This window comes from Hymenobacter coalescens (assembly GCF_054783195.1).
On sequence record NZ_BAAGRA010000019.1, the window covers coordinates 517,835 to 531,279 of the forward strand.

General features: G+C 64.6%; 9 protein-coding genes. 1 reads left to right on the plus strand and 8 read right to left on the minus strand.

Annotated elements, in window-relative coordinates; all coding sequences use genetic code 11:
- Positions 1-32: 32 nt before the first annotated feature.
- The 8 genes from ruvA to tatA form a co-directional block, all read right to left on the minus strand.
- The gene (ruvA, locus tag ACYVKQ_RS18575) at positions 33-638 is read right to left on the minus strand and encodes a Holliday junction branch migration protein RuvA (protein ID WP_460676850.1); all 606 of its coding nucleotides are present in this window, start codon (positions 636-638) and stop codon (positions 33-35) included.
- Positions 639-827: 189 nt separating this feature from the next.
- Positions 828-3,098, minus strand: coding sequence for an NADP-dependent malic enzyme (locus ACYVKQ_RS18580; RefSeq protein ID WP_460676851.1), 2,271 nt, complete (start codon positions 3,096-3,098; stop codon positions 828-830).
- Positions 3,099-3,259: 161 nt separating this feature from the next.
- Positions 3,260-3,877: a hypothetical protein gene (locus ACYVKQ_RS18585; protein WP_460676852.1), complete on the minus strand. Its 618-nt coding sequence runs from the start codon at positions 3,875-3,877 to the stop codon at positions 3,260-3,262.
- Between the two features lie 291 nt (positions 3,878-4,168).
- Positions 4,169-7,369 (minus strand): rhamnogalacturonan lyase family protein, encoded by a 3,201-nt coding sequence (locus ACYVKQ_RS18590; RefSeq protein ID WP_460676853.1) that lies wholly within the window; start codon positions 7,367-7,369, stop codon positions 4,169-4,171.
- 434 nt (positions 7,370-7,803) lie between these two features.
- Positions 7,804-9,873, minus strand: coding sequence for a LysM peptidoglycan-binding domain-containing protein (locus ACYVKQ_RS18595; protein ID WP_460676854.1), 2,070 nt, complete (start codon positions 9,871-9,873; stop codon positions 7,804-7,806).
- A gap of 4 nt (positions 9,874-9,877) precedes the next feature.
- On the minus strand, positions 9,878-11,326 hold the full coding sequence (gene gatA / locus ACYVKQ_RS18600) for an Asp-tRNA(Asn)/Glu-tRNA(Gln) amidotransferase subunit GatA (protein ID WP_460676855.1): 1,449 nt from the start codon (positions 11,324-11,326) through the stop codon (positions 9,878-9,880).
- Positions 11,327-11,432: 106 nt separating this feature from the next.
- The gene (locus ACYVKQ_RS18605) at positions 11,433-11,816 is read right to left on the minus strand and encodes a Sec-independent protein translocase subunit TatA/TatB (RefSeq protein ID WP_460676856.1); all 384 of its coding nucleotides are present in this window, start codon (positions 11,814-11,816) and stop codon (positions 11,433-11,435) included.
- Between the two features lie 19 nt (positions 11,817-11,835).
- Positions 11,836-12,054 (minus strand): twin-arginine translocase TatA/TatE family subunit, encoded by a 219-nt coding sequence (tatA, locus tag ACYVKQ_RS18610; RefSeq protein ID WP_460676857.1) that lies wholly within the window; start codon positions 12,052-12,054, stop codon positions 11,836-11,838.
- Between the two features lie 365 nt (positions 12,055-12,419).
- Between tatA and ACYVKQ_RS18615 the strand changes: the two genes are divergently transcribed.
- Positions 12,420-13,304 (plus strand): LytTR family transcriptional regulator DNA-binding domain-containing protein, encoded by an 885-nt coding sequence (locus tag ACYVKQ_RS18615; RefSeq protein ID WP_460676917.1) that lies wholly within the window; start codon positions 12,420-12,422, stop codon positions 13,302-13,304.
- Positions 13,305-13,445: the final 141 nt, after the last annotated feature.

Genomic DNA, 13,445 nt, shown 5'->3' on the forward strand with positions numbered 1-13,445 from the left:
GAAAGCGAAAGGGCCCGAAGGCCCGCGAAAACCTAATTCGACTTAAGAGCAAATTTAATTAATTCCTCCACGCTCAGGTCGTTGCCGTGTTTCTGCTGAATACCATCCAGCGTCTTCTCGGCGGCAGCCCGCGCAAAGCCCAGTGTCACTAGCGCGGCTAACGCTTCCGCCCGGTTGGTATTGTGCTGGCGGGCCAGCGGCACGGTCTCCACGCCCGCTTTGGCCAGCAACTCGTCCTTGCGCAGCCGGTCGCGCAGGTCCAGCACGATGCGCTGGGCGGTTTTGGGCCCCACGCCCTTGATGGCCTGAATCGAGCGCACGTCTTCCTGCACGATGGCCTGCCGGATTTCGCCCACCGACATCGACGAGACGATGACAATGCCCGTGCCCGGCCCGATGCCCGACACCGAAATCAGGTGCATGAACAGCGCCTTTTCGTTCGGGTCGAGGAAGCCGTAGAGCGCCTGCGCGTCCTCCTTGATGTGCTGGTAGGTGTAAAGCTTGGCCTTTTCGCCTTCGGCCGGCAGCTTGGCGTACGTGGCCAGCGAGATTTTCACTTCGTAGCCCACGCCCTGCACATCAATGATGGCTTGTGCCGGGTCTTTGTAGGCCAGTTTACCGTCGAGGTATGCAATCATACGCTTGCTAAAGAAGTTAGGAAGTAAGGGCCGGCAGCTGGGAAAAATAGCTGCCCGGACTGCCGGCCGTAACTCGCAACGCAGGTATTGCAGCGAGAAATTCCTTGACGCAATACCTTTTTCAGGACGCTAAAAAAAGTAGCCATGGGCTGAGCGGAACGTCCTTTCAGCCGCTTGAGCAGCAACTGGTTACAGCGGCTGGTTATAGGTCTGCGCGTCCGATACGGCAATGGCCGTCATGTTCACGATGTCGCGCACCGACGCACCGAGCTGCAGGATGTGCACCGGCTTGCGCATGCCCATCAGCACCGGCCCGATGACCTCGGCCCCGCCGATTTCCTGCAGCACCTTGTAGGCGATGTTGCCGGACGTGACACCGGGGAAAATCAGCGTGTTGGCGCCTTTCTCGGCCAGCTCCGAGAAGGGGTAGTGCTCCTTCAGCAGCTGGTGGTTCAGGGCCGTGTTGGCCTGCATCTCGCCGTCGAGCAGCAGGTCGGGGAAGCGGCGCTTGGCCAGCTCCGTAGCCCGGCGCATCTTGTCGGGCAGCGGGCCCACGTTCGAGCCGAAGTTGGAGTAGCTCAGCACCGCGATGCGCGGCTCCGTGTCGAAAAAGCGCACCGCGCGGGCCGTCAGGCCGATGATGTCCACCAGCTGCTCGGCCGTCGGGTCGATGTTTACGGTGGTGTCGGCGAAGAAGAACGGGCCCTTCTTGTGGAGCACGATGTACATGCCGGCGGCGCGCTGCACGCCGTCTTCCACCCCGATGATCTGCAGCGCGGGCAGGATGCTCTTGCCGTAATCCTTGGTGAGGCCGGTGATGTAGGCGTCGGCTTCGTTGTTGTCGAGCATCATGGCCCCGAAGTAGTTCCGCTCGCGCATCAGGCGCTTGCCTTCGTAGAGCGTGATGCCCTTGCGCTGGCGCTTGCGGAACAGCAGCTCGGCGTACTCGTTGCGCTTCTGCTCGTCCTGCAGGATATCGATAATCTCGCAGCCCTCCAGGTCCAGGGAGTTCTGGCGGGCAATCTGCTCGATTTTTTCGCGGTTGCCGAGCAGGATGGGGTGGGCAATGCCCTCGTCGTGCACGATCTGGGCGGCCTTGAGGATCTTGTAGTTGTCGGCCTCGGGGTATACCACGCGCTTGGGGGCCGAGCGGGCCCGCGAGGTGATGCGGTTCATCAGCTTCTGGTTGACTCCCAGGCGCGCGCGCAGCTCGTCTTCGTAGGCGTGCCAGTCGGTGATGTCGCGGCGCGCCACGCCGCTTTCCATGGCCGCCTTAGCTACCGCGAGGCTCACGGTGGTAATCAGGCGCGGGTCCAGCGGCTTCGGAATCAGGTAGGTGCGGCCGAAGCTCAGCGTGTTGTCGCCGTAGGCCTTGTTCACGATGTCGGGCACGGGCTCCTTGGCCAGCTCGGCCAGGGCGTGCACGGCGGCCAGCTTCATGGCCTCGTTGATTTCGGTGGCGCGCACGTCCAGGGCCCCGCGGAAGATGTAGGGGAAGCCCAGCACGTTGTTGACCTGGTTCGGGTGGTCGGAACGGCCGGTGGCCATGATGATGTCCTCGCGGGTGGCCAGGGCCAGCTCGTAGGCAATTTCCGGATCGGGGTTGGCCAGGGCGAAGACGATGGGGTTCGGGGCCATCTTCAGCAGCAGCTCGGGCGCCAGCACGTTGCCGGCGGAAAGGCCCAGGAAGAAGTCGGCGCCCTCCAAGGCTTCGGCCAGCGAGGTAATGGGCCGCTGGGTGGCAAACTGCATCTGCAGCTCGGCCAGGTTGGTGCGCTCTGCGTTGATGATGCCGTCTTTGTCGAACACCACCACGTTTTCGCGCTTCAGGCCCAGCTCCAGGTACAGGCGCAGGCAGCTGATGGCCGCCGCGCCGGCGCCGCTGACGACCACCTGAATTTCGTCGATTTTCTTGCCGACCACCTCCAAGGCGCTCAGCAGGGCTGCCGACGAGATGATGGCCGTGCCGTGCTGGTCGTCGTGCATCAGCGGAATGTTCATCTGCTCACGCAGGGCCTTCTCGATGACGAAGCACTCCGGGGCCTTGATGTCTTCCAGGTTGATGCCGCCGAACGTGGGCTCCAGCGCCTTCACCACGCGGATAAACTCGTCGGGGTCGGTGGCGTCGATTTCGATGTCGAAGCAGTCGATGCCGGCAAATTTCTTGAACAGTACGCCCTTGCCTTCCATCACGGGCTTGGAGGCGGCGGGGCCGATGTTGCCGAGGCCGAGCACGGCCGTGCCGTTGCTGATAACGGCCACGAGGTTGCCCTTGGCGGTGTACTTATAGACGTCGTCGGGGTTGGCGGCAATGGCCTTGCAGGGCTCGGCTACACCCGGCGAGTACGCCAGGGCCAGGTCCAGCTGGGTGCTGACGGGCTTGGTGGGCACCACCTCAATCTTGCCGGCGGGGTTTTGCAGGTGGTAGTTAAGCGCGTCTTCCTTGTTTATTTTCAGCATAGGGGCAAATCAAAAGCAAAACGGCGCCACCCGCTGAAGGCAGCGCCGTTAAGCAAGTTGGGGCGAAATTAAGCGGAATCAAAACCCCGGCCATTGTTGAACGGGCTATATAGCGCCATCCGCCTGCTTGGCCCGCGGGCCGCACCGCCCCGCGCGCGGCCCTAGCGCAGCACCAGGTTTTCGAAGCTGCCGCTCACCGTGATGCGGCAGCGGGCCTTGCCCTGATCGACGGGAGCGGAATTGAGCGGGTCGGCCACGTCGGGCACGAGCACGCGGTAGGAGCCGCTGATCAGGCGTTGGGCCGCGTCGTACTGGCTGATGGTGAGCGTGCCCTCCAGATCGGTAAAGCTGCTGGCGTACGTGCGGCCCCAAGCCGTGCTGCCCGCGCGGCCGGTGAAGGCGTAGCGCACCTGCGCCGTGCCGCCCGGCACGCTGGTCGATTGCAGCGTGTAGGCGTGAGTAAGGCCGGGACGCAGCTGCCCCGCTTCGATGGTGAAAAACAGCATATCCTGCTGCGCGTTGCCGTCCTGGGTAAACTCCAGGCTGAGGTTTTCGCGCAGCAGGCCGCTGCCGCGCAGCTCCGCCGGGGCGTAGCTGATGGCGCTGGTCATCGTCGAAGCGGGGTAGTGGAAGGAGCGGTTAAGGGCGTAAGCCGGGGCCGGGGGCAGTGCCGGGGCGGGCTGGGGCTCGGTGGCGGGGTCAGAGCTGCAGGCCGAGCCGAGCAGCAGGAGCAGGGTGCCGGCGGTGCCGAGCAGAGGGGCGGAGAAGCGTTGTTTCATAGTTCAGACGGGCAGAAAAGTGCGTGGCGGGCACTTTCAATCGGTGTGCCACGGCTGGGGTCCCGGTGATGCTTTGCTGCGGATAAATATTAACGCGCTGATTACTAGACTTTACAAAAGATGTGATTGATCCGGAGCCGTGGAACGCTTACGGAAGCCGTTGAAGCTGCCGGTGCCAAGCAGATCCTGGGGCCAAAAAAGAAGTGTGTTGACCACTCCGGATAGCTTCCGAAGCTGCCAACACACTTGTAGGGGACTAGCCGCGCCCGGGCGGGGCTTAATCGGCGGATGTTACTTGACGATGGTCAACCGCTGGGTCAGCGTCCGGCCGTTCTGGCTAAGGCGGCAGGTGTAGAGACCCGCCGGCAACGGGCGTCCGTCCAGCGTCAGCTCGTATTGCCGTCCGGCCTCAGCCACTTGGTCGTAGAGCGTGGCCACCAGCTGGCCCATGGCGTTGTAGACGACCATGCGGGCCGCGCCCGACTCCTTGGAGCGGAAGCGCACCGTCGCCCGCTCGCCCACCGGGTTCGGGTAAGCCATCAGCTGCAGCTGCTCCGAGGCCGTGCCGCCCGCTGCCACGCTGGCGCGGGCAGCGCCCGTCGGGGCACAGCTGCCGAGCTGGTCGCCGGAGTGGTTGCCCAGGTGTGCCGGCACGGCGCTCGGGGCGATGCACAGCAGCTGGCCGTTGTGGCACACCAGCACCTTGTCGTTTTTATTGCCGCAACGCGCGTCCACCACGGTCAGCGTTACCTGGGCCGTGGCGGTGCAGCCGGTGGGGCTAGTCGCCGTCACGGTGTAGGTGTACGTGCCGGGGGCCGTGGCCTGGAAGACTGGGTTGGCAATGGCCGCGTTGCTGAGGCCCGCGGCCGGGCTCCAGCGGTAGGAGGCGCCGTCGGTGGCGGTGAGCGTCAGGCTCTGCGGGCCGTAGCCCAGGTAGAGCATGGCGGCCACGCCGCCGGTATACACCGCGCTGGCCGGCGTCACGCCGATGGTCGGCTGCGGAATGCTGCCCAGCACCGTCACGGTGGCCGGGGCGCTGGCCGTGTTGCCGTGGTTATCGGTGGCGGTGAGCGTCACCACTTGGTCGCCGATGCTGGTGCAGTCGAACGTGCTGCGGTCGAGGGTGAGCGAGGCCAGGCCGTAGGCGTCCGAGCTGCCGTTGTCCACGTCGGCGGGCGCGATGGTGGCCACGCCGCCGGCCAGGGTCACGGTAATGTTCCGGGTCAGCACCGTCGGCGGCAGCTGATCCCGGGCCTGAAACGACCATACCGCGCCGGTGGCTACTTCCCCGTCGCGCACGGTGTCGCCGTCTTTCACGGCATCTACGCGCCAGTAGTAGGTGCCCAGGGCCGTGGTGCCGGCCAGCGTGTACTCCGAGGGCGTGATGCCTTCGGCCACCAGCTGCAGGGTGCCGGGCGAGGTGCCCACAAACACGTTGTAGCGTTCGGCCGCGCCCTCCCAGTCGAGGCGGATGTCGTCGGCGTGCACGCCCGCGCCGTTGCCGGGGGCCACATTGGCGACTTGGTTCACCCAAGGCGCCGCCACGGCGCTGGTCAGCGTGATGTTGTACGTGGGAGCCGTCATGCCTTCGCCCAGGTAGAAGCTGGGGTGCGGCGGCTGGTTGTAGGCCGAGTTTTGCAGGGCCACCTGCGCGCGGTACTGCGCGTCGTGCATGAGCGTGGGCAGGCGCACGCCCGTGGGAATGGTGGTGGTGTAAATTAGCAGGCTGCGGTTGTCGGCCGAGCGCAGCACGAATTCCTCGCGCCAGTCGCCGAGCAGGTCGGCGGTGATGCACGCATTGGCTTTGGTGGTGTTGTTGGTCTGGCCGCCGCCGTTTTCGGGCAGGCTGGGCGTGAGCAGGCGGTCCGAGCGGTTGGCGGCGTAGTTCCACTTATCCAGGCGCACGGTGCTGAAGTCGGAGGTGGCGTTGTACGACGACTCCAGCAGCTCGCGCTGCAGGTCGCCGTCCCACCACAGGCCGAAGTTGACGCTGGGCCGGGTCGTGCCGATCTGCTGGCCGGTGCAGGTGTACAGCCCGCCGGTGGAGCCCCACATTTCGTAGCCGGGGAAGCGCGGGTCGATGTCGGCGGCCATGGCCCGGCCGATGTCGCCGGTGGAGGCCACGCCCCAGATCAGCTGCCCGGTTTGCGCGTCGCGCAGCTGGAGCCCGCCGCCGCGGGTGGTGTACTTGGCGGGTTCTTCTTGGCACTGCCACACTTCCTGGCCGGGGCGGGTGGGGTCCATGTCGGTCATGTGCAGCGCGTCGCCGTGGCCGGAGCCGTTCGCGTACAGCCCGCGCCCGTCGTCGTCGATGGCGCTGGTCCCGTTGCAGACCTCGTCTTTGCCGTCGCCGTCCACGTCGCCCACGGTGAGCTGGTGGTTGCCCTGGCCGGCGTAGGCGCTGTTGCCGGGCGCGTTGCTGTCAAACACCCAGCGGTTGGTAAGCTGGCCGTTGCGCCAGTCCCAGGCCACGCGCACCAGGCGGGTGTAGTAGCCCCGGCCCATCACCAGGCTGGGGCGCTGCCCGTCGAGGTAAGCAATGGCCGACACGAAGCGGTCGACGCGGTTCCCGTACGAATCGCCCCAGCTCGACACCGCGCCGCGCTCGGGCAGAAAGTTCGTAGTGGCCATGGCCGCCCCGGTCTGCCCGTTGAAAATGGTCAGGAATTCCGGCCCCGACAGCACGTAGCCCAGGCTGGTGCCCGACGTGGTCACGCGGTAGTCGGCGGCCGGGTTGCCGATGACGGCTCCAGTACCGTCCACCGTGCCATCGGCGGTTTTTACGGCTACTTCGGCTTTGCCGTCGCTGTCCAGGTCATACACCATCAGCTGGGTATAATGCGCCCCGGCCCGGATGTTGCGGCCCAGGTCGATGCGCCACAGCCGGGTGCCGTTCAGCTTGTAGGCGTCGATGTACACGTTGCCGGTATAGCCGGCCTGGGAGTTGTCGCGCGCGTTCGACGGGTCCCACTTCAGCACGATTTCGTATTCCCCGTCGCCGTCGAGGTCGGCCACCGACGCGTCGTTGGGCGAGTAGGTATAGGCCTGCCCGTTGGGGTAGTCCTCCACCACGCGGTTGTTGGTGACGCGGTACGGGGCCGTCACGCCCGGGGCCGGCACCTGCAGCGGAATGCTCCTAAACTGCCGGGCCCACGTAGAGGCCGAGGCCGAGGCAGCCTGCTCCACGCCGCCTACCACGGGCCGCACGGTGTACACCGCATCGGCCGCGGCCTGGTCGACGAAGTTGGTGGCGCCCGTCAGCGGTGCCGGGGTGACTTTTTGCCCGTTGCGGTACACGTTGAAGGCAATGCCCGCCGGGTCGGTGCCGAACAGGCGCCAACCTACGTACACCTCGCCCGGGTTGGTGCGCACGGCTACCACGCCGCGGTTGAGCTTTTCCAGGTGTTTCTGCGCGTGCGCCGGGGCGGCGAGCAGCAGAGCGGCAATACCGCTTACTAAGAGCGGACGAATACGCGGTAAGCTTGTAAGCATACAGGATGAATTGGAAGTGGGGGTGCATCCAGCGCTGCAGTCTGCAGGCGCCGGCTCGGGGGCTCCAGAGCAGCGTAAGCTCCCACATCCCACAGGCGCAAGCGTCCTGTACCGTCCTGAATTATAGGTGAAAACCATTGGCAGCATCAGGTGTGGCCCGGATGCAGAAGAGCTGGGCGCCATCCAAAGGCCGCAGCGCAGCAAAAGCTACCCTGCAACAGGCTACTATACTGGCTCCGCCGCCGGTTTCGGCGGCCGCTGTGCGTGCCAGCAACTCTGGTGAAGCAAGTCGCCCAACCCTTGCCGGTTGCTGTGCTGCCCTGTCCTGTTGGCGGGTTGAAAACCGTCTGCCCGGCCTGAACGAGCGAATGGCCCATCAGCAAAACGGCTCCGCCTCTGCAGGCGGAGCCGTTTTGCTGATGGGCCAAAGGCGTTTAGCTAGCCACAATGAGTTTTTGTCCGGGCTTCACCTCGTCCGATTTGAGGTGGTTGAGCTTGCGGAGTTGCTCCACCGTCAGGCCCTGGTAGCGGCGCGAGATATTATAGAGCGTATCGCCGGGCTGCACGATGTGCACGCGCTGCTCAGGAAACGGCGCGGGCTTCTCTGCTTTCGGCTTCGGGGCCGGGCGGGACGCGGAGGTAGGCTTCACGGGCTCGGCGCTGGCAACGGCTTCCGCGTCGGCCGGCGGCGTGAGGCGCAGCTTCTGCCCAGGCGTGACCACCTCTGAGCGCAGCTTGTTCCAAGCCATCAGCTGTTCCACCGACAGGCCCTGCTCGCGGGCCAGCTTGGTGAGGTGGTCGCCCCGGCGCACCACGTAGTCCGTGGCTGCGGCTACGCGGGCGGTGGCTTGCTCCTTGGCCGTTTCCACGGCGCTTGGCTCATTGACCGGTGTCGTCGCTGCGTCCTTTTCCAGTCTGGCCGGGCGTGCGGTCGTGCGGGCTACGGCTCGGGGCTCGGGCGCCACTACGGGCTCCTCAGGGGCATTATCCACGGCAGCCAGCTCGGGCTGCGTTTCCACCGGCTTGGCTGCTACCGGGCGCTTGGTAACTCTCACGCCCATTTCGGCGGGCGTGCGCGGCGCGGCTGCCACGGCGGGCGCGGCGGCCGGGCGGGTTGCCACGGCGGTAGGGGTGGGGTCCGATTCCTTGGCGGGCAAGAACACCACCAGCTGTTGCTTGGGCTTCAGGACCCGGCCCTTGGCCAGGTTGTTCCAGCGGCGCAGCTGCGCTTGCGACACCCCGTACCAATCGGCCAGCTCGGCCAGCGTCTGTCCGCGCTTCACAGTATGCACCTTGCGACGCGTGCGCGGCGCTTCGGTGGCAGCCGCTGAGGTTGTTTCCGGGCGGGAGCGGCGGCTGGTGTTGGCTGCCATCAGCGCCGTGGGGAAGGGTTCCACGCCTTCCAGGCGGGGCGGCAGCGGCGCTATCGGCGTAGGCAGCGAGGCCTGGGGTAGGCAGTAGGTAAACAGGGTGCTGCGGTCGACTTCCTGCAGCTGCGGCCGCAGCGAAGCCGGAAACTTCACGGCGTAGGGGCGGTAACCCAGGGGTAGAAAAGTCCGGCGCAGTTCGGGGTTGAAGCGCCCGATGGCGGCCGAATCAAGGCTCAGCGCCTGGCTCAGGCGCATCACGTCGAAGGGCTGCCCGTTGAGCTGCAGCGTGTCCATGGGCTGCGCGTACTGGTACTTCAGCTCCGGCGAGTGCAGCTGGTGTTGCTGCGCGTACTTCATGGCGTACATGATGGCCGTGAAGGAGGGCACGTAGTTGCGGGTTTCCTTGGGCATGTACGGGTACATATCCCAGAAATTGCGCTTGCCGGTGCGCTTCATTACCCGCTGCACGTTGCCGCCGCCCCAGTTGTAGGCGGCCAGCACCAGCTCCCAGTCATGAAACATGCCGTAGAGGTAGCGCAGGTGCTTGCAGGCGGCTTCGGTGGCCTTTTCGGGGTCCATCCGCTCGTCCACCCACTCGTCGCGGCGCAGGCGCAGGTCGCCGGCCGTGGGGCCCATAAACTGCCACAGCCCGGTGGCGCCTACCCGCGACTTGGCCGTCGGAATCAGGGCCGACTCCACCACGGCTAGGTACTTCAGGTCCTGCGGCAGGTTGTACTTGGCCAGGTACTTCTCGAACAGCGGGAAGTACAGGTTTTCGCGCTCCAACACCCGCTGCATGTAGTTGCGGTTGCGCAGCGTGAAGTAGTTGATGTGGGCCAGCACCGTGCTATTGACCGCGTGTGGGGCCTCCGTATCGAAGCACGATACCCGGTCGCAGATCAGGTCGCGCACTTCGGGCGGGGCCTGCAGCCAGGCCAGCCGCACCGAGTCGATCTGCACCGGCTCGGCGGCCAGCGAATCGGGCAGCAGCTCCAGGCTCACGCGGCGGGTGGTGTCGTCGCTCGCGCCGGCCTCCGGCATCACCAGCGGCGGCAGCGTCGTCTGAGCAGCCGCGGAGCGGGCAAAGGCGGCTGCCATCAACAGGAATGCGGAGGCACGGAGCGTTTTTTTCATGCGACTACGGGGCTACGGGGGCGGCGGCTCCCACCGATTCGGTCAGGTGTTTGGCAAAGGCCAGCATCTGGGCTTCGCGGAACGCGCCGCTGAGCACCTGCAAGCCAATGGGCAAGCCCTGCTGATCGTGGCCCACGGGCACCGACACGGCCGGTACCCCTGCCAGGGAAGCCTGAACGGTAAAGATATCAGCAAGATACATAGCCAGCGGGTCTTTCGTATTCTCCCCGATGCGGAAGGCCGTCGACGGCGCCGTGGGCAGAATCAGGAAGTCGTACTGGCGCAGCAGCTCGTCGGTCTGCTCCTTGATGAGGCGCCGCACGCGCTGCGCCTTGGTGTAGTAGGCGTCGTAGTAGTCGGCCGACAGCACAAAGGTGCCCAGCAGAATACGGCGCTGCACCTCCTGGCCGAAGCCCTGGCTGCGCGATTTTTTGTAGAGTGACTCCAGATCGGTGGCGTCGCCGGCGCGGTAGCCGTACTTCACCCCGTCGTAGCGGCCCAGGTTCGAGGAGGCCTCGGCCGTGGTCAGGATGTAGTACGTGGGCACCATGAAGTCGAGGTAGGGAAAGTCCACCGCGTCCACCACGTGGCCCTGGCCGCGCAGCTGCTCGATGACGCCTTCCGTGGCCTGCTTGATGGCGGGCGCGAGGCCCGGGCGCTCCAGCGTGTCGCGGATGTAGCCGATGCGGTAATGCGCCTGGGGCTCCAGCAACTGCGAGTAGGCCGGCACCGGCTCCTGGCTTACCGTCGAGTCGAACTCGTCGGGCCCGGCCATTACTTCCAGCAGCAGGGCGGCGTCGTCCACCGAGCGGGTGATGGGCCCGATCTGGTCAAACGACGAGGCGTACGCCACCAGGCCGTAGCGCGACACGCGCGAGTACGTGGGCTTTAGGCCCACGACGCCGCAGAACGAGGCCGGCTGGCGTACCGAACCGCCGGTATCGGAGCCGATGGAGGCCAGGCACATATCGGCCTGCACGGCCACGGCCGAGCCCCCCGAGGAGCCGCCGGGCACGCGCTCCGGGTCGATTTCGTTGCGGGCCGGGCCGAAGTAGGACGTCTCGTTCGAAGCGCCCATGGCAAACTCGTCGCAGTTCTGGCGGCCGATCAGGATGGCGTCCTCGTCGAGCAGGCGCTGCACGGCCGTGCCGGTAAACAGCGACTTGAAGCCGTCGAGGATGTGCGAGCTGGACTGCAGGGCGTGGCCTTCGTAGGCCAGCACGTCCTTCAGGCCGATAACCATGCCGGCGAGCTTGCCGGCCGTGCCGGCCGCCAGCTTCGCGTCGACGGCGTCGGCCTGCTGCCGGGCTTCGTCGGGCCACACTTCCAAGAAGGCATTCAGGTGCGCCTTTCGGTCGATGTTATCCAGGTAATACTCAACGAGCTGACGGCAGGTAAGGGTACCGGCGGTCAGCTCGTTACGAACTTCCGTGAGGGAGTTAAAGCGTTTCATGTCGTAGGCCAAACAATCCGCGGCGCGCGGCAGGGCTGGAGGGAAAAGGCTAGGCCGCCGCGGGGTACGCGGCGGCCGTCAAAAGTCAGGAGGCGAAAGTTCGAAATTAAATCGACTTGGCCGAAGTATTCGATTCGTGGGGCAGGCCGGCGGGCGTGACCGTGGGCTGCTCGGGGGCAGCTACCGGGGCCGCATCGGGCTGATCGAGGCCGGTGGGCTGGTAGGCGATGGGGGCGGCCGCCGTGGGCGGCACCTGCGGCGCGGCCGGCTGCTGGTAGTTGTTTTGCGGCTGGAAGCCCGGCTGGCCGGCGCTTTCGATTTCGCTGCGGATTTCGCGGGAAGCATCCTTGAACTCGCGGATGCCCTTGCCCAGGCCCCGCGCCAGCTCCGGAATCTTGTTGGCCCCGAAGAAAATCAGGATGACGACCATGATGAGCATAATCTCACCACCTCCAAGGTCGCCTAGGAAAAGCAAAAAGGGTGTTTGCATGACAGACGAAGCTTAGCGGTTAGGAACGCGGCTGCTGCGGGTCGCGGTAGTCCGGGTTTTGGTCGCGGTACTCGGGTTTTTGCTCCTTGGAAGCGTCCTTGAACTCGCGCATGCCCTGGCCCATACCGCGGAACAACTCCGGAATGCGCTTGGCACCGAACAGCAAAATGATGATGAAAACGATCAGCAGAATCTCGGTCGTACCGAAGTTGCCGATCAGGAAAAGCGAATTGAGCATGGGAGTCCGCAGTGGGTGTTTGGCTATAACAGGCTTACGCGCTTGCCTGTCATAGGGATTGGTAAAGGTACCCGATAATTTTCAAAACCGGTCCGGGCAGGGCGGGCGGCCAAGGCCCGCACGCGGCCTGCGGCTGCTAAAACCGCCGCTGGCCGTTGGGAAGTTCACCCAGTAAAACAGTAAGTTTGGCTAGCAAAATTTATTATTCAACGCGAAAAACCGGTTAAAGGCAGGGCTGCGTAGGTACCCTTCGGCGCGCTTTTTCCGTTTGAAAGCATTGCACCTTCGTGCAAGCCTACTTGATCAAAATTCCGCTTGGTATGAACGTGCGTGCTCTTTACGTACCCCCCACCTCTGACGCTTTGATGACCAGCACCGAGGAACAGCGCTTGGATGCGCTTCGGGCTTACGACATCCTGGACACTGCGCCAGATGCTGATTTTGACGCCCTGACGCGGTTGGCCGCCTATATCTGCGGTACCCCCATTTCTCTCATCTCCCTGGTCGATGCCAACCGGCAGTGGTTCAAAGCCAACTACGGCCTGAATGGGGTAGCGGAGACGCCGCGGGAGCATTCATTTTGCCAGTATGCCATGGTATCGGGGGGCGTGTATGAAGTGGAAGACACAACCGTTAATCCCATCTTCATGGCCAATCCGCTGGTGACCCAGGACCCGAACATCCGGTTCTACGCCGGGGCACCGCTGGTGACCCCCGCAGGCGAACCGCTCGGTGCCTTGTGTACTTTGGATACCCGACCGCGGCACCTCAGCGAAGAGCAGCGCGACGCCCTGCGTACGTTGGCGCGCGAAGTCGTTTCGCACCTGGAGTTACGGCGGGCCCGCATTCAGTTGGAAAAAGAACGGGACAAGATGGATGGCCTGTTGCGCATGGCTAACGACAAGGCGGCTCACCTGTACTCGGCTGAGCGCGAAGAAATCTTCGTGAAGCAGGACCACAAGCTGGTGCGGCTGCACACGGCTCAGATTTCCTACTTGGAAGCTTTGGGCGACTACGTGAACATTCACGTAGGCAGCGAGCGGTACACGGTGTACACCACGATGAAGGACATGCTCACGCGCCTGCCCGCCCGCGACTTCGCACGGGTGCACCGCAAATACATCGTGCGCATCAGCAGCATCGTGGCCATTGATGGCGACTCGCTGATTGTCGATGGTGGCCGGGCCTCATCCGTGCCCATTGGCAATTCCTACAAAGCGGAACTGATGGGCCGCCTGAACCTAGTTTAATTCGGCTGGTCAGATCGGCACACTCAGATAGTAAAAGCCTCTCTTGGTCGACAAAATTCTGAATTTGGACGAAAACCGCATGACCTAAAACCGATAGACCTCGTATCTTTCGGCTGTTATCGGGGGATTAATCCTTTGGCG